Origin of the sequence: Tardiphaga sp. (genome assembly GCF_025356345.1) — a bacterium.
Classification (GTDB): Bacteria; Pseudomonadota; Alphaproteobacteria; order Rhizobiales; family Xanthobacteraceae; genus Tardiphaga.
The window spans coordinates 1-20,596 of the sequence record NZ_JANXTC010000099.1; the positions used below are offsets into that span (position 1 = coordinate 1).

The window sequence follows — 20,596 nt, forward strand, 5'->3', positions numbered from 1 at the left end:
TTCTGCGCCTTGTCGTAGAGTTCCTTGCGCTTAGAGTCCGGGGTTGCGGTCGCGCCCTCATCGAACAGCCGGTCGACCTCGGTGTTGGAATAGCCCTCGACGTTATTGAACAGCTGGCCCTTGATGATCTGACTGGTGATGTAGTTGCGGCCGACACCGAGCGCCGGATCACCATATTGGTAGAGATAGGTGAAGGCCATGTCGTAGTCCCACTCGCTGATCTTCTGGTTCGATCCGGGGACGTCGGTGGCGATGGTCTCGATATTGAAGCCGACATCGATCAGGTTCTGCTTCACCGCTTCGCCCCAGCGCGACCAGGTCTCGCCATAGGGCAGCGGCATCAGGCGGATCTTCTCGCCCTTGTAGCCGGCTTCCTTCAGCAACGCCTTGGCCTTGACGGGATCGTAGGGGTACTTCCTGACGTCGTCGGTATAGAACTTGATGGTCGAGGCTGACGGGCCGGTGGCAACCTTGCCGAGCCCGTTCCAGATCACGTCACGGGCAAATTCGCGGTCGACCGCATACATGATCGCCTGCCGGACCAGCTTGTTGGCGGTCGGGCCGGACCGGTTGTTGAGCCACATCCAGGCCAGAGGTGAGAAGAATTCCCAGCCCTCGCCGGTCACGCAGGTGTTCTTCAGCTTGCTGATGCGCGGCACATCGAAATTTTCCACCGAGCCGCCAGGCAGCACGTCGACCTTGCCGGTCTCGTAGGCCACCGAGCGCGCCGCGGCGTCGGGGATGATCTGCCAGTAGATGCCGTCGATATAGGGCTTGCCCTTGACGTGGTAGTTCGGGTTCTTCACCAGCTGGATGAACGAACCCTTCTTCCATTCCTTGAACATGAACGGCCCGGTACCGATCGGCGTATTGTTGTTGGCGTTGGTCTTGTAATCGGTGCCTTCATAAATGTGCTTCGGCACCATCGGCATCGAGCCAACCTCGAAGATGCCGAGGAACGGGCCGAACGGCTGCTTCAGCGTGAACACCACGGTGAGATCGTCGGGCGCCTCGACCTTGTCGAGTTGCACGAGGTTGTTGCGCGCGCGCGAATGGGTCTGCTTCAGCATCTCGATCGAGAACAGCACGTCGGCCGAGGTGAACGGCTTGCCGTCATGCCAGGTGACGCCGGGCTTCAACTTGAACGTATAGACTTTGGCATCCTCGCTGACGGTCCAGCTCTCGGCGAGGCCCGGCTGCGGCACCAGCTTCTTGTCGTAACGCAGCAGGCCTTCATAGATATTGCCCGACACCATCTGGGTCGGGCCGTTCTGGATCTGCGCCAGCATCAGACCCGGCGGCTCCGGCTGAATCACGGCATTGATGATGCCACCCAGCTTCGGCTCCTGCGCCAGCGCCGCCGTGCAAAGACTGGACGTCAGAGCCAGACCCAACAAAAAATGCTTCAGCATGGTTTTCCCTCAGCCGCCCTTGTTACGTTTTGTTAAAGTGTTGAAGCAGATCAGTCCTTGTAGCCAGGATCGGTGCGATCGAGCATACGCTTGAACGCATCCCACTCGCTATCCGGCCTGCCGTCGACTTCGATCTTCGCATAGCCCTTGTCGTACTGACCGGCGGTGTGCTGGGCGACCGCCAGCGAAGGCCGCACCACTTCCGCGCCCGATGCCTGTATCGCGAGCTGGGCGCGGCACGAGCGCTCCATGTTGTGCATCAGCTTGAAGGCCTCGCCGACCGAACGGCCACAGGTCAAGAGGCCGTGATTTCGCAGGATCAGTACGAATTTCGTACCGAGATCCGCGACCAGGCGTTCGCGCTCGGACAGATCCAGCGCGATACCTTCAAAGTCGTGATAGGCGATCCGGTCGGTGAACTGCATCGACCACTGGTTCAGCGGCAACAGACCCTCCTTCAGGCACGACACCGCGACGCCGGCCACGGTGTGGGTATGCAGCACGCACAGCGCATCGTGACGCGCGGCGTGCACGGCACTGTGGATGGTAAAGCCGGCCGGATTGATGCCGAGGCCGAGCGGATCGTCGATCACCACGCCGTCGACATCGACGGTGACAAGGTTCGATGCCGTCACTTCCTCGAAGCGCATGCCGTAGGGATTGATCAGGAAGCGATCGAAGGTGCCGGGCACACGCACCGAGATATGTGTGTAGATGCTATCGTCGAGTCCGAGGCGATGGATCAGACGATAGGCCGCGGCCAGATCGACGCGGGTCTGCTGGATTTCGGCGGCGGTCGGCGCAATGGTTGCATGGATATTCACAGGCGTGGTTCCCGTTGTGAGGTCCTCCGCAGAAGACACAAACGCATGGCAGCCGGCAAGATTAAACTGTCGACAATCGACGATTAAATCTTGTACAGGGCATCAAACGGGTTCCCTGCATGCGTTTGATGACACCTCCAGTCGGGCTCACGGCCCTCGCCGATACCGATCTTGTCGGACAGGTGGCGCGCATCCTCACCCAGGCCATCATCCGCGGCCAATTGCAGCCCGGTGCCAAGGTGGTCGAGGCGGCGGTCGCGCGTGAACTCGGCATCAGCCGCGCGCCGGTTCGTGAAGCAGCGCGGCTGCTGGAGCAGCAGGGACTGATGGTGTCGCACCCGCGTCGCGGCTTCTTCGTGCGCAAGCTGGAAGCGACCGACATCGACGAGATCTACGATCTGCGGATCTGCGTGGAGTGCCACGCTGGCGTGCTCGCCGCCAAGAACCTGACGCCAACCACGCGCGATCTACTGCGCCGGCAGATCGACGTGCTGCACGAGACCGCCGATCTCGACGACCCCGCGCGACAGGTCGAGGAAGACTACCGGTTTCACCGCATGATCTGCGAGATCGCCGGCAGCGCGCGGCTGCTGCGGCTGTTCGACGATCTGGCATCGGAACTACGCATGGTGATCGGCCTGATCGGCCGGCTCTATGACGATCCGCGCCGCATCGCCGAAACCCACATCGCAGTGCTCGACGCCATCGAAGGCGGCCACCCCGACATCATCAATGCGCGGATCGACTATCACATCGGCGCCGCCTGGCGCGAAGTCGCGAAACTGGTTCGCGACATTCCACCCCCAACCCCCGGAGCTGCCACGTGAAGGCCGTCTATAGCGACAAGCACCGTAGCCACGACCCGCAATTCTTCCTGGTGCGCGGCCAGGTACGGCGCACCACCGAACAGCCGGAGCGCGCCGATCGCCTGCTCAAAGGCCTGCATGACGGCCGGCACACGCTGGTCGAACCGGGCGACTTCGGCCAGGGGCCGCGCGCGCGGGTGCACTCGCCGGACTATCTGCGCTTCCTCGAAGGCGCCTGGGAAGAATGGACACAACTGCCCGATTACGGCCCGGAGATGATCGCCAATTTCCATCCCAACCGCGTCGCCGGCAGCTACCCCTCCCATATTATCGGCAAGCTCGGCTGGCACACCGCCGATACCGCCTGCCCGATCGGCGTCGGCACCTGGGCCGGCGCTTGCGCCTCCACCGACGTCGCGGTCACCGCGGCGCAGCTGGTGATGGACGGCGAGGACGCCGCCTATGCGCTATGCCGTCCGCCCGGCCATCACAGCTACCGCGACATGGCCGGCGGCTTCTGCTTCATGAACAATTCGGCGATCGCCGCCGAACATCTGCGCCTCAAGCACGAGCGCGTTGCCATCCTCGACGTCGACGTGCATCACGGCAACGGCACCCAGGGCATTTTCTATGCGCGGTCCGACGTGCTGACGGTGTCGATCCACGCCGATCCCCAGAGCTACTATCCATTCGTGTGGGGCTATGCCCATGAGCGCGGCGAAGGCAATGGCCTCGGCGCCAATCTCAACATCCCGCTGCCGATCGGCACCGGCGATGACGGGTTTGTCGACGCGATTGGCGTCGCCGCGAAGACGATCAGATCCTTCGCGCCAACGGCTTTGGTGCTCGCGCTCGGGCTCGACGCCTCCGAGCACGATCCATTAGCCGCGCTGAAAGTCACCACCGCCGGTTTCCACCGCATCGGCGCCGCCGTGGCACGGATGGGCCTGCCCACCGTGATCGTCCAGGAAGGCGGCTATCTGTCCGACATCCTCGGCGCCAACCTCACCTCCACGCTCAAGGGCTTCGAAGCTGCGCGCTGACTCTCTCCGTCATTGCGAGGAGCCCTTGCGACGAAGCAATCCAGTCTTGGCTTTCTGGATTGCCGCGTCGCTTCGCTCCTCGCAATGACGGGGAGAGGCCTTAGAACAACACTGAATAAGAATCGAAGGAATCCTCATGTCCACCAATGCAGAAATCTTTGCGCGCCGCGAGGCTGCGGTGCCGCGCGGCATCGGCCACTCCACCCCGATCTCGGCGCAGCGCGCGCTGAATTCGGAAGTGTGGGATGTCGAGGGCAAGCGCTATATCGACTTCGCCGGCGGCATCGCCGTGCTCAACACCGGCCACTGCAATCCACATGTGATGGCGGCGGTGCGTGAGCAGATGGAGCGCTTTACCCATACCTGCTTCCAGGTTCTTTTGTATGAGCCCTATGTCACGCTGGCCGAGCGCCTCAACAAGCTCGCCCCGATCGACGGCGCGCTGAAGACCGCGTTCTTTACCACCGGCGCCGAAGCCACCGAGAACGCCATCAAGATCGCGCGTGCCGCGACCGGCCGCGCCGGCGTGATCGCCTTCACCGGCGGCTTCCATGGCCGCACCGCGATGACCATGACCATGACCGGCAAGGTGCTGCCCTACAAAAAGGGGTTTGGCGCGGCGATCCCCGAAGTCTGGCACGTGCCGTTCCCGGCGCCGCAGCTCGACGTCACCGTCGAGGAGTCGCTGAAATATCTCGGCTTCCTGTTCAAGGCCGACATCGACCCGGCGCGCGTCGCCGCCATCATCATCGAGCCGGTGCAGGGCGAAGGCGGCTTCCACCAGGCGCCGCCCGAGCTGATGCGCGCGTTGCGAAAAATCTGCGACCAGCACGGCATCGTCTTCATCGCCGACGAAGTGCAGACCGGCTATGGCCGTACCGGCAAGATGTTCGCGATGGAGCATTACGACGTCAAGCCTGACCTGGTCTGCGTTGCCAAGAGCCTGGCCGGTGGTTTCCCGCTGTCGGGCGTGATTGGCAAGCAGGCGATCATGGACGCCGCCGATCCCGGCGGCCTCGGCGGCACCTATGCCGGCAACCCGCTGGCGGTGGCGGCGGCGAATGCCGTGCTCGACGTGTTCGAGCAGGAAAACCTCGTCGCCCGGGCCAATGTCATCGGCGAGCACATCGTCAGCCGGCTGAAGAAGATGCAGCAGCGCAACGACCTGCTGCCAATGGCCGCGGTGCGCGCGGTCGGCGCGATGATCGCGTTCGACATCGTCAAGGAGCGCGGCGGCGAGGTCCCGGATGCCGAGACGACCAAGAAGGTGACGCAGCGCGCCGCCGACGAAGGCCTGATCCTGCTGTCTTGCGGCACCGCCTTCAACACCGTTCGCATCCTGGTGCCGCTGACCGCCGAGGACAGCATCATCGACGAAGGGCTCGACAAGCTCGAACTGGCGCTGTCGGCGTAAGACGAGCTTCAGATCTCAGATCTCAGACCTCTCCCCCGTCATTGCGAGGAGCGAAGCGACGCGGCAATCCAGTTCTGACCTCGACGAAGAAAGACTGGATTGCGTCGTCGCAAGGGCTCCTCGCAATGACGAATCTCAACTTCACCGCCAAGGACGCCCTCATGGCTCTCGATCCCAAACTTCGCGACGACATCATTGCCGCCGTCGACAAGAGCTTCGATGCTCAGATAAAATTCACCCAGGACATGGTGCGCCACGTCTCGACCCGCGGCAACGAGCACACGATGCAGGATTTCATGTTCCGCGCCATGCAATCGCGCGGCTACACCATGGAGCGCTTCGAGATGGACCGCGAGGCACTGGCGCGCCATCCCGGCTCCGGCGCCTGGGATGACTTGCATTCGCATGCGCCGGTGGTGGTCGGCATCCACCGTCCGCGCGAGGAGAAGGGCCGCTCATTGATCCTGCAGGGCCATGTCGACGTGGTACCGGAAGGCCCCGTCAACATGTGGGCGACGCCGCCCTATGAGCCGGTGATCGATGGCGACTGGATGCAGGGTCGCGGCGCCGGCGACATGAAGGCGGGATGCGCCAGCAACATCTTTGCGCTCGACGCGTTGAAGAGCCTCGGGCTGCAGCCGGCCGCGACGGTGTATCTGCAGTCCGTGGTCGAGGAGGAATCGACCGGCGACGGCGCGCTGATGACGCATCTGCGCGGCTACAGGGCGCAGGCCGCCCTGGTCTCCGAACCGTCAGCGGAGACGCTGACACGGGCCAATATCGGCGTGATCTGGTTCCAGCTCGAAGTCCGCGGCGTGCCGGTGCATGTACAGCGAATGGGTACCGGGGCCAATGCCATCGATGCCGCCTACCGCGTCATCGGCGAGCTGCGCGAGCTGGAAAAAGACTGGAACCAGAAGAAGGGCGACAGCGAATATTTCCGGAACATCGAGAAGCCGGTCAACCTCAACATCGGCAAGATCGCCGGCGGCGACTGGGCCTCGTCGGTGCCGAGCTGGTGCAAGGTCGACTGCCGGATCTCGATCCTGCCCGGGACCAATGTCGAGGTCGCCAAGAGGGAGATCGTCGACCGGGTCGCCGCCTTCACGCGCGGCGATGCGTTCCTGTCGAACATCCCGCCGACCATCACCTTCAACGGCTTCCAGGCCGAGGGCTTTGTACTGAAGCCCGGCTCCGACGCCGAAGCGGTGCTCGGCCGCGCCCATGAAAGCGTATTCGGCAAGAGACTGGAGACGGTGACGTCGCTGGCCTATCTCGACAGCCGGGTCTACGTGCTGTTCGACGACATCCCGGCGCTGAATTACGGCGCGATCTCGCGCGGCGTGCACGGCTTCGACGAGGGCGTCAACCTGCCCTCGCTGAAGAAGGTCACCACCGCGGCGGCGCTGTTCATCGCAGAATGGTGCGGCGTGGAGAAGATCGCGGACTGATCTCCATCTGCGGCTGAGATACTACCGGCAGGTCGCCCACAGCGACTTGCCGGTCACGCTCCCGGCATGGGATGGCGGGCATTGAAGAACAGCTCCACCAGCGCACCCTTGGTACCGAATAGCGAAAAGATGTATTCGGGCAACTCGATATCCATTTCAGACACCACGACCTTCGCGATGCGGTCGGTCCGGCTCGAGCCGTGCTCCCACAAGAATCCGACACCGAGACGGTTCGCCACCGCCTCGAGCATGCCCTCGCGGGTATTGACGATGATGGCCGGCTCGGCGCTCAACCCCGCTGCACGGAACGCCTTGTCGACGACCCGCTGGGTCGATGAATTGCGGGTGCGAAACACCAGCGGGAACTGGGCCAGCGCGGCAATCGACACCGGGCCTTGCAGGTTGAGCGGATGGTCAGGGTGGCAGATTGCCACGACCCGCTGATTGAGACAGATCTGGGAGCGGAACCTGCGGTCCTGCGGCACCTCGGGGAGCACGCCCACATCGACGCGCTGGTCGGTCACCGCCGTCATGATCTCCGACCAGTTGCCGATTTCGATGCGGACCTGGATCTTCGGGTACAGCGCCTTGAAGGCGGAAATCAGCGCCATTCCCGGCATTGAATTGCCCAGCCCGACGCGCAGCTCGCCTCCGGCAAGCTCCTCGCGCTGCTCGAGAATGCCGATCGCATCGGCCTCCATCGACTCCAGGCGGCTGGTCGCGGCATACAGCTGACGGCACAATGGGGTGGCCATCAGATGATGGCCGTGGCGGTCGAACAGCTTCACCTCGAAGTCCGCCTCGAGATCGCGCACCAATTGCGCGACCGAAGGCTGCGATACCCCGAGGCGTCTTGCCGCGGCGGAAAAGTTTCCGGTTTCAAACACGGCGTTCACCGCGCGCATCCGCGCTGACGTCAAAGCCATGATGAGTGCCTTCAGTCAGGCAAAGCAATTGCCGCGACAACAGAGGAATAGGTTGGATTCAATATAGGAAAACCCTTTGACTGTTATGTGACTGTCAACTCCGGCTCCTAACCATCGCTCATTGCTGCATTGCAGTCGGGGCACGGACGAGATGGCGAAGATAGAACTGAGTGCGATCCGCAAATCGTTCGAAGCGATGGATGTCCTGAAGGGCGTCGACCTTTCGATCGAACATGGCGAGTTCATCTCGCTGGTGGGGCCCTCCGGCTGCGGCAAATCCACCCTGCTGCGCATTATTGCCGGGCTCGAAGCGCAGACCTCCGGCGAGGTCCGCATCGATGGCGTCCCGGTCGACGGCATTCGCCCGAGCGCGCGCAATCTGGCGATGGTGTTCCAGTCCTACGCGCTGTATCCGCATCTGAGCGTGTTCGACAACATCGCCGTCCCACTGCGCATGAAGCGGCTGTCGACCTTGCAGCGGCTGCCGCTGCTGGGGCGCTTGATCCCGGGTCGGGGCCTCGCCGAGCGCGGCATCCGCGACGATGTGGAAAAGGTCGCCGCCCAGCTTGAAATCTCGGCGCTGCTGCAGCGCAAGCCGGGCCAATTGTCCGGTGGCCAGCGCCAGCGCGTCGCGGTGGGACGGGCCATCGTGCGCCAGCCAGTGGCGTTCCTGTTCGACGAGCCACTGTCGAATCTCGACGCCAAGCTTCGCGTCCACATGCGCGCGGAGATTGCCCAGCTGCATCGCCGCCTGAAAACCACCTTCATCTATGTCACCCACGACCAGGCCGAAGCCATGACCATGTCGGGGCGGATCGCGGTCATGATCGGCGGCGAACTCGTGCAGGTCGGCACGCCGTCCGACGTTTACGAAAATCCGCGCGACATTCGCGTCGCGGAATTCGTGGGCAGTCCGAAGATCAACGTTCTGCCAGGCGTCATCCGCGCCGACGGCGGTCTCGAAGTATTGGGTCGCAGCCTCGGGCTTTCAACGGGGAGTGCCGCCGGCATGTGCCGGATCTGCGTACGTCCGGAGCGGATCGAGCTTGGAACCGGCGCGTTCAGCGGCCGCGTCGTGCATCTGGAGAACATGGGCTCCGAGGCGTTCGTCCACATCGGGCTCGAAAGCATGGGCAGCCCCGTGGTCGCCAGGATCAACGACCCGCGCCGCTTGCCGTTGATCGGAAGTTCGATCTCCTGCGGCTTTGTCGCCGACGCCGTGCGCGCTTTCGACGCCGGCGGCAGACGCATCGACACCGTCGGCCAGCCGCAGCTCGAACGGGCACGGGAGATCGCCCTTGTCTGACGCCGCGCTGACACTCGCCGGGAATTGCAAGGGGCGCTCGGCGGCGACGGCACCTTCGGGCAGCCGTCGGACAGGTTTGTCGCAGACCGCGCTGTTGTTGGTCGCACCCGCGGCGATGCTGATGCTGATCGTGCTGCTGGGGCCACTGGCCAGCGTGCTGGCACTGTCCTTCACCGACTATCAGCTGGGAGCCCCGTCATTCTCCTGGATCGGCCTCACCAATTACCAGGAAATGCTAGCCGACAGGGTATTCTGGCTATCGCTCCGCAATACCCTCCTTTATGTGGCGATTGTCGTGCCGTGCTCGGTGGCGCTGGGACTCGGCATCGCGCTCCTGATCCAGAGCGGCAGCAGCCTGCGCAGCTGGTACCGCACGATCTATTTTCTTCCGGTGATGGCGACCTTGATCGCCATGGCCATCGTTTGGGAGTTCATGCTGCACCCGCAATTCGGCCTGGTGAACGGCGCCCTGCGCGGCATCGGCGTCCAGGGCTACAGCTGGCTGCAGGACAGCAAGACGGCGCTGTATTCGCTGTGCGCGATCGGCGTCTGGCAGGCCGTCGGCTTCAACATGGTGCTGTTTCTCTCCGGCATCGTTTCGATCCCGAAGCAACTGTATGACGCCGCCGAAATCGACGGCGCCGCCAGCGCGTGGTCGCGCTTCCAACTGGTGACTTGGCCGATGCTTGGTCCCGTGACCGCCTTTGTCGTGGTGATCAGCGCCATTCGGTCGTTCCAGGTCTTCGATACCGTGCATGTCCTGACCAAGGGCGGACCGTCGAAGTCGTCGGAGGTGCTGATTCACACGCTCTACATCGAGAGCTTCGAATTCTTCCGCTCCGGATACGGCGCCGCGCTCACCGTCGCGTTCCTGGTCTTCGTGCTGCTGCTGACGCTGATCAAATCATGCCTGGGCAACCGCGGAGTGCACTACACATGATGTCACGCAAGCGAATTTCGCCGTGGTCCATGCTCCGCCACGCGTTGCTGCTGAGCGGCGCGCTGATCATCCTGATGCCCTTCATCTGGATGATTTCGACCGCCTCCAAGCCCCAGACCGAGATCTTTTCCAGCAGCGTCCACCTGATCCCGCAAACCTTTGCCCTGTGGGACAATCTGCGCACCGCCTTTGCCAAGGCCGACCTGTGGCGCATCCTGCTCAACGGGCTGATCGTCACGGTTTCGATCTTCATCCTGCAGGTCCTGGTTGCCCTGCCGGCGGCCTACGCCCTGGCCAAGCTGCGCTTTCTCGGACGCGACACTCTGTTCGCGCTGGTCGTGTTCTGCATACTGATCCCGCCGCAGGCCACCGCCATCCCGGTGTTCCTGCTGCTGCACCAGCTTGGCCTGCTGGACAGCTATGCCGCCCTTATTTTGCCGTTCACGATCTCGGTGTTCGGCATCTTCCTGATGCGGCAATTTTTCAAGACGGTGCCCGACGACCTGATCGACGCCGCGCGAATGGATGGCCTGTCCGAATTCGGCATCGTCTGGCGGGTGATGCTGCCGACCGCGATCCCGGCCGTGACCGCGTTCGGGATATTCTCGGTGGTGGCACACTGGAACGACTACTTCTGGCCGTTGATCGTCATCAACAGCGAGCAGTTGCGAACGCCGCCGCTCGCCGTCGCCAACTTCCGCAACAATGAGGCCGGCACGGATTTCGGACCATTGATGGCCGCCGCGCTGGTCATCATCACCCCGCTTGTCATCGCCTTCATGCTCGCCCAACGCCGCTTCATCGAAGGCATCACGATGACCGGCATCAAGTAAGTCACCATCCCCACACCCAGGAGACGACCATGCTGAGAAAATGGATTGCCGCGGCCGCCATCGCGTTCGCCGCCAGTGCCGCCGAGGCGCAAACCCAGACCGAAATCACGATTCAATATCCCTATCCGGAACTGTTCACCGAGACCCACAAGCGCATTGCCGAGGAATTCGCCAAGATCAGGCCGGACATCAAGGTCGTCAGCCGGGCGCCCTATGAATCCTACGAAGACGCCACGCAGAAGGTGTTGCGCGAGGCGGTGACCAGGCAGATGCCCGACGTTTCCTTCCAGGGCCTCAACCGGGTCCGGGTCCTGGTCGACAAGAGCATCCCGGCCGAACTCGACGGCTACATCGCGGCGGAAAAGGATTTCGACAAGCAGGGCTTTCACCAGGCGATGTATGATATCGGCACCTCGAGCGGCAAGGTCTACGCCCTGCCCTTCGCCATCTCGCTGCCGATCGTGTACTTCAACATGGATCTGGTGAAGCAGGCCGGCGGCGATCCCGCCAATCTGCCCACGACGTGGGACGAACTGATCAAGCTCGCCGCGAAGATCAAGGCGCTCGGCCCTGACATCAACGGCGTTACCTATGCGTGGGACATCACCGGAAACTGGCTGTGGCAGGCACCGGTATTCGCGCGCGGCGGCACAATGTTGAATGCCGACGAGACCAGGGTGGCGTTCGATGGCCCCGAGGGCCAGTTCGCACTCAAGACGCTGGCGCGTCTGGTCACTGAAGCCGGCATGCCCAACCTCGACCAGCCGTCGATGCGGGCGACCTTCGCGGCCGGCAAGACCGGCATCCACATCACCTCAACCTCCGATCTCAACAAGACCACCCAGATGATCGGCGGCAAGTTCGAGTTGAAGACCCACGCCTTCCCGGACGTGGTGACACCCGCTGGCCGGCTGCCGGCCGGCGGTAACGTCGTGATGATCCTGGCCAAGGACAAGGCCAAGCGCGACGCGGCCTGGGACGTGGTGAAATTCTGGACCGGCGCGAAGGGCGCAGCGATCATGGCGGAGACGACGGGATACATGCCGCCCAACAAGATCGCCAACGACGTCTACCTGAAGAATTTCTACATCAAGAACCCGAACAACTATACCGCCGTCAGCCAGCTCGGGCTTCTCACCAAATGGTATGCGTTCCCCGGCGACAATGGTCTCAAGATCACCGATGTGATCAAGGACCATCTCAATACGATCGTGTCCGGCGCACGCGCCAGGGAACCGGAAGCCGTGCTCGCCGACATGGCCGCCGACGTTCAGAAATTGCTGCCAAGGACGTCCGCGCAAGCCCGCTGACCCGCAAGGCAGCTTGACTTTCCGAACCCGTCAAACAGCGGAGCGCCGTTGGCGCTCCGCGACACCGCATTCGAGGCGCCATGAAACTCATCCATCTCAGCGACATTCACCTGACCACCGCGGGAGCGTCGATCGGCGGCCGCGATCCGCGGGCCAACTTCCAGCGCGCCCTGCGGCATATCCTGAACGACCATGCCGACGCCGAACTGATGGTGATCACCGGCGACCTTTCCGACTGGGGCGATCGTGACGACTATTTGTGGCTGAAAGCGCGACTCGCGGAATTTCCCATCAAGACACGAATGTGCATCGGCAACCACGACCGCCGCGCCACCTTCCTCGACGTATGCCCGGAACTGGCCGCGCCCGACGGCTTCGTCCAGGGCGTATATGATAGCAGCGCAGGCCGTTGTGTGTTTCTCGACACCGCGCAGCCGGACACCCATGCCGGTCGCTATTGCGCAACGCGCCAGTCCTGGCTGGAGGCGCGGCTCACCGAACATGCCGGACCGTTCCTGCTGTTCATGCATCACAATCCGATGCCGACCCATCTCGCTCCGATGGATCAGATCCGATTACTCGACGATGCCGTGTTCCGACAAATCGTCCACCGCCATCGCGATCGCATCAGGCATATTTTCTTTGGCCATTGTCACTTGCCGCTAGCCGGTTCGATCGCCGGCGTTGCCGCCACATCGCTGCGCGGCACCAACCACGCCAGCTATCCGCTGTTCTCGGAGACCGCGATGCTGAGCGCGTCCGACTTGCCCGAGGCCTATGGCGTGGCGTTCTTCGGCGCCGACTATGTCACCGTCCATATGGTGGAGTTCGGCTATACCGGTGCGATCCGGACCGAGGGCTCCCCCGATTACGCCGCCTGGAACCGCGAGAGCATGCTGCGATGAAATTCATTATCCTGACCGACACCCATTTCGTCGCCCGCAACCGCAAGATCTACGGGCTCGATCCGGCCGAGCGGCTCGCCGCCGCGATCAACCGCATCAACCTCGATCATCCGGATATCGCCTTCGTCATCGTGACCGGCGACCTTGCTCATTGGGGCGAGGACCCGGCCTACGAAAACCTCTCCATGGAGCTCAAGCGACTGGTGGCACCGACCATCCTGCTGATGGGCAATCACGACAAGCGCGATGCGTTCAGCCGTCACTTTCCGGACGTGCCGCGTGACGCCAACGGCTTCGTGCAATCCGTGCAGGTGTTTGACGCCGCGACAGTGGTCACGCTCGACACCCTGAACGAGGCCGCGCCGGACCATGCGGGCCTGCTGTGCGAGGCGCGGCTGGCATTTCTGGAGCATGCGCTGATGTCTGCGCCGGCGGACCGGCCGTTGCTGCTGTTCCAGCATCATCCGCCGTTCGACAGCGGCTTGCGCTACATGGACACCATCCGGCTGGCAAATCCCGAGGCGGAGTGGGACGTCATCGCGCGCACGCGGCTGCCGGATTATCTGTTCATGGGCCACCTGCACCGCCCCATCGCCGGCGTCTGGCGCGGCATCCCGTTTCACATCCAGCGCGCTTTGGCTCACCAGGTCGCGTTCGACCTGGTGACCGCCGGGCATATTCCCGGCTCGCATGAGGCGCCGGAATACGCTCATGTCACGGTGAATGGCGGACACATCGTCATTCACCATTGCGCCTTCCTCTACGATGGACCGATCTTCTCGCTGCAGGATCAGGCGGCCCTGAACCAGGCTTGATGGGGAGACGTTGCGATCGAGTCGGTCGTGTAGCCGGGCATCACCACGCTAAACGGCTGCAGATGCCCGGAGCACCGCCGCTCGACCTGACCATGGGTATCGGCCGACGGACGGCGCGATGGCCTTGAGCAGATTTTGCCTAAAAATCACGACGATTGCACAATCTTGATGCGCGTTGCGGCGTGTCCACCGGCGCCTTGCGCGGGCCTATGGCGTTGGCCCGCGCAGGGTCGTGTACAATTCCAGCGTCGGCTGCTGTGGCATACCGGTTGCATTTCCATTGACCGACGGTAACTTCGCGGAGCGCCATGGCGCCCCCGATCCCGGTACGTAAAATGTGGACTGGATAAAGATGCCGGCGACAGCAGCTTTGGAACTGGTGCAGTTGTCGAAAATCTTCGGCACAACCACCGCCGTCGACGCAATCAATCTGAAGATCCCGGCCGGGTCCTATTGCTGTCTGCTCGGCCCGTCCGGCTGCGGCAAGACCTCGACGCTGCGGATGATTGCCGGCCATGAGGCGGCCAGTTCCGGCGACATCATCGTCGGGCCGAAGAACGTCACCGACCTGCCGCCGGCCGAACGCAACACCTCGATGATGTTCCAGTCCTACGCGCTGTTTCCGCATCTGTCGGTGCTCGATAACGTCGCCTTTGCGCTGAAAATGCGTGGCGTCGCCAAGGCCGCGCGTCACACTGAAGCCCGGCGGCTGCTCGAACTGGTGGACATGCAGGCCTATGCCGCACGGCTGCCTGGGCAATTGTCGGGCGGCCAGCAGCAACGCGTGGCACTGGCACGCGCGCTGATCACCTCGCCGCAGATCCTGCTGCTGGACGAGCCGCTGTCGGCGCTGGATCCGTTCCTGCGACTGCGCATGCGCACCGAGCTAAAGAAGCTGCAGCGCGAACTCGGCATCACCTTCATCCACGTTACGCACAGCCAGGACGAGGCGATGGCGCTGGCCAATATCGTGGTGCTGATGAATGCCGGCAGAATCGAGCAGCAGGGCACGCCGCGCGACATCTTCAATCACCCGCGCACCGAATTCACGGCGAAGTTCATCGGTGGCCACAATGTCATCGTCGTCGCTGACCAGGCGTTCGCCGTTCGCAATGACCGCCTGATGCTGAAGAGGCCGCACGACGTCGTTGACGGCCCTTCGATCGCCGGCACCGTCAGCGAAGTCGAATATCAGGGCACCTATGTTCGTGTCGCCATCGTCGCCGAAGGCCGTGGCGATATCTCGGCGCAGCTCACCGAAAGCCAGTTCGACGCCGCCAATTACAGCGTCGGCGAGGCGATCATCGCTACCTGGGATGCCGCTTCCGCCAGTCCGCTCGATTCCTAGTTCTGTAACCTTCACGTCGCCCGACCGGCGACCTGACAATTCTGGAGACGACCATGACCGATCGCCCCAAAAAGCCTGGAAGCCTCGACCGTCGCACACTGCTGAAGGGCGCCGCCAGCATCGCCGGCCTCGCGGCCGGCGCCGGCGCCATCACCGGCTTTCCGGCGGTTCACTCCGCCACGCCAAAAGTGCTGCGCTATCTCGGCACCGCCGTGAACGCCGGCGACGAAATTTCGAAGAAGTGCTTCGAGGATACCGGCATCAAGATCGAATACATCACGGTCACCACCGACGACGTGACCAAGCGCGTCATTACCCAGCCTAATTCGTTCGACGTGCTGGACACCGAATATTTCGCGCTCAAGAAACTAGTGCCGTCCGGCAATATTTTTGCGCTCGACGCCAGGAAGATCAAGGAGTTCAACAATATCACCCCGGTGTTCACCAAGGGTGAGCTGCCCAACGGCAAGAAGATCGGCTCGCAGGGCACCGCGCCCTGGAAGGTACTGTATCTGGAAGGCGCCAACTCCAAGAAGTTCTCCGCGACGCCGACCGAATTCGTGACGCTGATTCCGACCGTCTATAACGCCGATACGCTGGGCATTCGCCCCGACCTGATCAAGCGGCCAATCAATTCCTGGGCCGAACTGCTCAACCCTGAATTCAAGGGCAAGGCCGCGATCCTCAACATTCCCTCGATCGGCATCATGGATGCCGCGATGGTGGTCGAAGCCTCCGGCCAGCACAAATATGCCGACAAGGGCAACATGACCAAGGCCGAGATCGATCTCACCATGAAGGTGATGACCGAGGCCAAGAAGGCCGGTCAGTTCCGGGCGTTCTGGAAGGATTTCAACGAATCCGTCAACCTGATGGCGTCCGGCGAGACCGTGATCCAGTCGATGTGGTCTCCCGCCGTGACCAAGGTGCGCTCGATGGGCACGCCGTGCACCTTCCAGCCGCTCAAGGAAGGCTATCGCTCCTGGGCATCAGGCTTCTGCGTCTCCAAGGCGGTGTCCGGACCGAAGCTCGAATGGGCGTATGAATTCGTCAACTGGTACCTGTCGGGTTGGGCCGGCGCCTATCTCAACCGCCAGGGCTATTATTCGGCCGTGCTGTCCACCGCCAAAGCCAACATGACGGCGGACGAATGGAGCTACTGGATGGAAGGCAAGCCGGCCGTCGGCGACATCAAGGCGCCGGATGGCACCGTGCTGGAAAAAGCCGGCGCCAAGCGCGACGGCGGCTCCTATGACGACCGCATGGGCGCCGTCGCCTGCTGGAACGCGGTGATGGACGAAAACGATTACATGGTCCGCAAGTGGAATGAATTCATCGCCGCTTGATGCCCTGACGGCTTCCGCGCCAGACGCGCGGAAGCCGTTCCGCCACGCTATCCGTGACGACACCCTGCCTCCGCGCGCCCCCGAGAACGGCCATTTCATGACGCTAGATCGCCGTCCCCTCGTCGCGTGGCTGCAGGCCGCACCGATGATGCTGGTGTTCACGCTGTTCTTCATCCTGCCGCTGGTGTTCGTCACCATCGTCAGCGCCTGGGACTACAATGAATACGAAATGATCCCGGCGTTCAGCCTGCGCGGCTACTCCGACACGTTTGAAGGCTGCGTCGCCGAGTTGCCGAACCTGTGCACCATTCTCAAGACCTACGTGAAGACCCTGAAACTGTGCCTGATCACCTGGGCACTGACGTTGTTCATCGGCTTCACCGTCGCCTACTTCCTCGCCTTCCATGTGCGGTCGAAAACCTGGCAGATCGTATTGACGCTGCTATGCACGATCCCGTTCTGGACCTCGAACGTGATCCGGATGATCGCCTGGATTCCACTGCTTGGCCGCAACGGGCTGGTCAACAAGGGGCTTGAGGGCGCGGGGATCATCAAGCAGCCGATCGAGTGGCTGCTGTTTTCGGAATTCTCCGTGGTGCTGGCGCTGGTCCATCTGTTCACCTTCTTCATGGTGGTGCCGATCTTCAACTCGATGATCCGCATCGACAAAAGGCTGATCGAGGCCGCCTATGATGCAGGCGCCACCGGCTGGCAGACGCTGGTGAACATAATCATCCCGCTCGCCAAGCCCGGCATCGTGATCGGTTCGATCTTCGTCATCACCATCGTGATGGGCGATTTCGTCACCATCGGCGTGATGGGCGGCCAGCAGATCGCCTCCGCCGGCAAGATCATCGAGGCGCGGCTCAACGCGTTGCAATTCCCCGCCGCCGCGGCCAATGCAGTGATTCTGCTCGGCATCACCATCCTGATCATTTCCTCCCTGACGCGGATCGTCGATATCCGCAAAGAACTATGAGAGGAGCTGTGAGATGAGCGAGAACCGGTCGCTCTCCTTTTATGTGCTCGGGGCGTTCTTCAGCACCTATGTACTGTTTCTCTACGGGCCGATGATCGCGATCTATATCCTTTCGTTCCAGGGACCGGATGGCGGGCTGACCTTCCCGATGAACGGCGTGTCGCTGACCTGGTTCGCCAAAGTGTTTTCCGGCGGCGGCATCGTGGACATTGGCGCGGCCTTCAAGCGCTCGCTGCAGCTCGGCCTCGTGGTGATGGTGATCACGGTGGTGCTCTCGGTATCGGCCGGCATGGCGTTCCGAAAATCGTTTCGTGGTGCGACGGTGTTGTTTTACACCGCGATCGCCAGCCTGATCATGCCCTCGATCATCACCTCGCTCGGCATCGCGCTGGAATTCCGGCTGCTCGACGACTTCATGAATGCGCTGGGCATCGAAGGCTGGACCACCGCGATGGGGCTGTTCACGTCCGGCCTCGGCGCGCATCTGACCTGGACGCTGCCGTTCGGACTGCTGATCATGTTCGCGATCTTCAACCGCTTCGATTCCCGGCTTGAGGAAGCGGCGCGCGATCTCGGCGCCACGCCGTGGCAGACCTTCCGCCATGTGGTGCTGCCGATCATCCTGCCGTCGGTGGTCGGCATCGGCCTGTTCGGATTCACGCTGTCATGGGACGAACTGGCGCGGTCGAGTCAGGCGATCGGCTCGGTGAATACGCTGCCGCTGGAATTGCAGGGCCTGACCACGACGGTGACCAAACCCGACATTTACGCGCTGGGCACCTTGACCAGCGCGGTGTCCTTCCTGGTGATATTCGCGGCGCTAGCCACCATCCTGGTGCTTCAGGCCCGGCAACGCCGCCATGGCTCCGATGCCGGCAAGGGCATGCTGTAAAACTAACGCTTCCAGTTGCAGATGCCGCCGGAACGGCACGGCCAGACCTGGGGGCGCGTATCGGTGGCGTTGGCGTCCAGTGGGTTGCCGCGGGCTCGTGCCACCTTCCGGACAGCCGCCGTGCGCGGCTTGACACTGGCGGCCTTCGCCGACTTAGCGGGCGCCAGTTGTGTCGCCTCGACCTTTGCCTCGGTGTCAGCCTTGGCTTCGATCTTCACCGCCTCGAATTGCGCCGGCGGCCCGAGCGGCTTCGGCGACAGCGCTGCCTGAGTGATATTCAAGGTGAGGAACTGTCCCGGCCGATAGCTGTCATCCTGTGCCACCGCACTGCCGATCAGCAGCATGGATGCGAGCATCGCCGCGAAAAGATATTTGATGGTCATGATAGCCTCCATGAGGCCGGACGAGCCGGCGTCTGGACTGACAGCTTTGAATTATGCGCGATTGCCGGCATTTCCAGCCCCACAGGACAAGCCGCCGCGGCGCCGCCGGTTCCATGGTTGTTTCGCCGCGCGCGACCCGGCATTGATCCAGAACAATGCAGCGGCGGGTCGTGAAGCCGATCCTGTGGCCGAGCCTCAGCCCATAGCGGAGACCGCGCCATGACCCACCCAGCCCAGCCCTATCCCGCCGTCACAGTCCTGATCGATCAACTCGCCGGCATGGTGCAGCGCTGGCGGGCGCGCAGCGAGATCAGCGAACTGGATTACGGTGAATTCCACCGTATCGCCCGGGAAATGGGGCTTTCCTCCGCCGGGCTTGAGGAGTTGGTGAGCCGGGGCACCCACGCCGCCGACGAGTTGCCGCGGTTGCTGAAAGCACTGGGATTCGACGATGCCGCCATCGCGCGGATCGAGCAGCCGGTGTTCAACGACATGCGGCGGGTCTGCGCCAATTGCGAGCACAAGCCGGAATGCCGGCACGATCTCGCAGCCGGCGCCCTGGCTGACCACTATCCGGCCTATTGCGCCAATGCCGTCACCATCGGCGGACTGGCCGTCGCCGCGAAGTAAGAATCTTGCCCGCCTTCGCCGGCATTTGCCGGAAAGCGGCGCGGGTAAGGTTGATTGGTTAGGTTAAGAAACGCTTTAGATTGCGGGATTGCGCAACTCCGCTACCGTAAGCCTCGTCGCGCAGGGGGACGCGGAAGTCGCTTTCCAGCCCCGATTTTAATAGCACGACAAGGGACCGTCGTTATTTCCCGCGTCGACGGTCCCACTTTTTCAGCCAACCGGCTACCAGGTCGCCAGTACCGCGCCCTTGAACTTGGTGGCAATGAATTCCTTGATTTCAGGCGACTGATAGCTTTCCACCAGGGTCTTTACCCAGGGCTTGTCCTTGTCGACGCTGCGCACCGCGATGACATTGGCATAGGGGCCCTTGGGCTCCTCGCGCAGCAGCGCGTCCTTCACCGGGTCGAGGCCGGACTGGGTGGCGTAGTTGGTGTTGACGCCGGCGGCGTCGACGTCATCGAGGGTACGCGGAGTCTGCGCCGCGTCGATCTCGATCACCTTCAACTTCTTCGGGTTGTCGGTGATGTCGAGCATGGTCGGCTTGAAGCCGACGCCATCCTTGAGCTTGATGACGCCCTTGTCGCGCAGCAGCAGCAGCACGCGGCCGCCATTGGTCGGGTCATTGGGGATCGCCAGCGTGGCGCCGGTCTTGACCTCGTCCCAGCTCTTCACCTTCTTCGAATAGATGCCCATCGGGAAGTTGACCGTGGTGCCCACGGATTCGATCTTGTATTTGCGGTCGGCGATCTGGTTGTCCAGATAGGGCTGGTGCTGGAACGAATTAGCCTGCAGGTCGCCGGCTTCCAGCGCGGCGTTCGGCACCACGTAGTCGGAGAATTCGACGATCTGGATATCGAGACCCTTCTTGGCGGCAAGCGCCTTGACGGCCTCCATCACCTGGGCGTGCGGCCCGGCGGTGACGCCAACCTTGATGGTCTCGGCATGGGCCAGGCCCGTCAGCGCGAGCGCGGCGACGGCGGAGAGTGCGAGATGGCGGAGCGACATGATTTGATCCTGCGGTGAGTAGATATTG

General features: G+C 62.7%; 20 protein-coding genes. 15 read left to right on the forward strand and 5 right to left on the reverse strand.

All coding sequences use genetic code 11. The features are described 5' to 3' along the window. The coding region (locus tag Q0S16_RS05385; RefSeq protein ID WP_295845894.1) for an ABC transporter substrate-binding protein at nt 1-1,412 on the reverse strand (1,412 nt) is incomplete at its 3' end. Between the two features lie 50 nt (nt 1,413-1,462). Further along, nucleotides 1,463-2,236, reverse strand: coding sequence for a class II aldolase/adducin family protein (locus Q0S16_RS05390; protein WP_295845895.1), 774 nt, complete (start codon nt 2,234-2,236; stop codon nt 1,463-1,465). A gap of 128 nt (nt 2,237-2,364) precedes the next feature. Between Q0S16_RS05390 and Q0S16_RS05395 the strand changes: the two genes are divergently transcribed. From Q0S16_RS05395 to Q0S16_RS05410, 4 genes are all read left to right on the forward strand, one after another. Then, complete coding sequence (locus Q0S16_RS05395) at nt 2,365-3,063, forward strand: GntR family transcriptional regulator (RefSeq protein WP_295845896.1); 699 nt, start codon at nt 2,365-2,367, stop codon at nt 3,061-3,063. Continuing rightward, nucleotides 3,060-4,085: a histone deacetylase family protein gene (locus Q0S16_RS05400; RefSeq protein ID WP_295845897.1), complete on the forward strand. Its 1,026-nt coding sequence runs from the start codon at nt 3,060-3,062 to the stop codon at nt 4,083-4,085. The genes Q0S16_RS05395 and Q0S16_RS05400 overlap by 4 nt, the downstream gene beginning before the upstream one ends. A gap of 136 nt (nt 4,086-4,221) precedes the next feature. Beyond that, a complete protein-coding gene (gabT, locus tag Q0S16_RS05405) occupies nt 4,222-5,499 on the forward strand; it encodes a 4-aminobutyrate--2-oxoglutarate transaminase (RefSeq protein ID WP_295845898.1) in 1,278 nt (425 codons plus the stop codon). Between the two features lie 161 nt (nt 5,500-5,660). Continuing rightward, complete coding sequence (locus Q0S16_RS05410; RefSeq protein ID WP_295845958.1) at nt 5,661-6,950, forward strand: ArgE/DapE family deacylase; 1,290 nt, start codon at nt 5,661-5,663, stop codon at nt 6,948-6,950. Between the two features lie 53 nt (nt 6,951-7,003). On the opposite strand, the gene Q0S16_RS05415 is transcribed toward Q0S16_RS05410, so the two are convergent. After that, complete coding sequence (locus Q0S16_RS05415; protein WP_295845899.1) at nt 7,004-7,876, reverse strand: LysR family transcriptional regulator; 873 nt, start codon at nt 7,874-7,876, stop codon at nt 7,004-7,006. 151 nt (nt 7,877-8,027) lie between these two features. Here Q0S16_RS05415 and Q0S16_RS05420 point away from each other — a divergent pair, with 151 nt between their 5' ends. The 10 genes from Q0S16_RS05420 to Q0S16_RS05465 all read left to right on the forward strand — a co-directional run bounded on the left by Q0S16_RS05420 (nt 8,028) and on the right by Q0S16_RS05465 (nt 18,550). Next, nucleotides 8,028-9,182 carry an ABC transporter ATP-binding protein gene (locus tag Q0S16_RS05420; RefSeq protein WP_295845901.1) on the forward strand — a complete coding sequence of 385 codons (1,155 nt, stop codon included), beginning with the start codon at nt 8,028-8,030 and terminating at the stop codon, nt 9,180-9,182. Then, nucleotides 9,175-10,122 carry a sugar ABC transporter permease gene (locus Q0S16_RS05425; RefSeq protein ID WP_295845902.1) on the forward strand — a complete coding sequence of 316 codons (948 nt, stop codon included), beginning with the start codon at nt 9,175-9,177 and terminating at the stop codon, nt 10,120-10,122. Before Q0S16_RS05420 ends, Q0S16_RS05425 begins: the two co-directional genes overlap by 8 nt. Further along, a complete protein-coding gene (locus Q0S16_RS05430) occupies nt 10,119-10,955 on the forward strand; it encodes a carbohydrate ABC transporter permease (RefSeq protein ID WP_295845903.1) in 837 nt (278 codons plus the stop codon). The genes Q0S16_RS05425 and Q0S16_RS05430 overlap by 4 nt, the downstream gene beginning before the upstream one ends. Before the next feature lie 29 nt (nt 10,956-10,984). Then, nucleotides 10,985-12,265 (forward strand): ABC transporter substrate-binding protein, encoded by a 1,281-nt coding sequence (locus Q0S16_RS05435; RefSeq protein ID WP_295845904.1) that lies wholly within the window; start codon nt 10,985-10,987, stop codon nt 12,263-12,265. Between the two features lie 80 nt (nt 12,266-12,345). Then, nucleotides 12,346-13,170, forward strand: a complete 825-nt coding sequence (locus Q0S16_RS05440) for a phosphodiesterase (RefSeq protein WP_295845907.1) — start codon at nt 12,346-12,348, stop codon at nt 13,168-13,170. Next, nucleotides 13,167-13,985 carry a phosphodiesterase gene (locus Q0S16_RS05445; protein ID WP_295845909.1) on the forward strand — a complete coding sequence of 273 codons (819 nt, stop codon included), beginning with the start codon at nt 13,167-13,169 and terminating at the stop codon, nt 13,983-13,985. Before Q0S16_RS05440 ends, Q0S16_RS05445 begins: the two co-directional genes overlap by 4 nt. A gap of 352 nt (nt 13,986-14,337) precedes the next feature. After that, the gene (locus tag Q0S16_RS05450; protein WP_295845911.1) at nt 14,338-15,333 is read left to right on the forward strand and encodes an ABC transporter ATP-binding protein; all 996 of its coding nucleotides are present in this window, start codon (nt 14,338-14,340) and stop codon (nt 15,331-15,333) included. A 53-nt stretch (nt 15,334-15,386) separates the two neighbouring features. Continuing rightward, complete coding sequence (locus Q0S16_RS05455) at nt 15,387-16,679, forward strand: extracellular solute-binding protein (RefSeq protein WP_295845913.1); 1,293 nt, start codon at nt 15,387-15,389, stop codon at nt 16,677-16,679. Nucleotides 16,680-16,776: 97 nt separating this feature from the next. After that, nucleotides 16,777-17,658 (forward strand): ABC transporter permease, encoded by an 882-nt coding sequence (locus Q0S16_RS05460; protein WP_295845964.1) that lies wholly within the window; start codon nt 16,777-16,779, stop codon nt 17,656-17,658. 13 nt (nt 17,659-17,671) lie between these two features. Beyond that, entirely contained in the window at nt 17,672-18,550 is an 879-nt protein-coding gene (locus Q0S16_RS05465) for an ABC transporter permease (RefSeq protein WP_295845915.1), read from the forward strand. Nucleotides 18,551-18,552: 2 nt separating this feature from the next. On the opposite strand, the gene Q0S16_RS05470 is transcribed toward Q0S16_RS05465, so the two are convergent. Beyond that, the gene (locus Q0S16_RS05470) at nt 18,553-18,933 is read right to left on the reverse strand and encodes a hypothetical protein (RefSeq protein ID WP_295845917.1); all 381 of its coding nucleotides are present in this window, start codon (nt 18,931-18,933) and stop codon (nt 18,553-18,555) included. Nucleotides 18,934-19,152: 219 nt separating this feature from the next. Here Q0S16_RS05470 and Q0S16_RS05475 point away from each other — a divergent pair, with 219 nt between their 5' ends. Next, nucleotides 19,153-19,563: a DUF6455 family protein gene (locus tag Q0S16_RS05475; protein ID WP_295845918.1), complete on the forward strand. Its 411-nt coding sequence runs from the start codon at nt 19,153-19,155 to the stop codon at nt 19,561-19,563. Between the two features lie 222 nt (nt 19,564-19,785). On the opposite strand, the gene Q0S16_RS05480 is transcribed toward Q0S16_RS05475, so the two are convergent. After that, nucleotides 19,786-20,568: a MetQ/NlpA family ABC transporter substrate-binding protein gene (locus Q0S16_RS05480; RefSeq protein WP_295845919.1), complete on the reverse strand. Its 783-nt coding sequence runs from the start codon at nt 20,566-20,568 to the stop codon at nt 19,786-19,788. Nucleotides 20,569-20,596 lie beyond the last annotated feature (28 nt).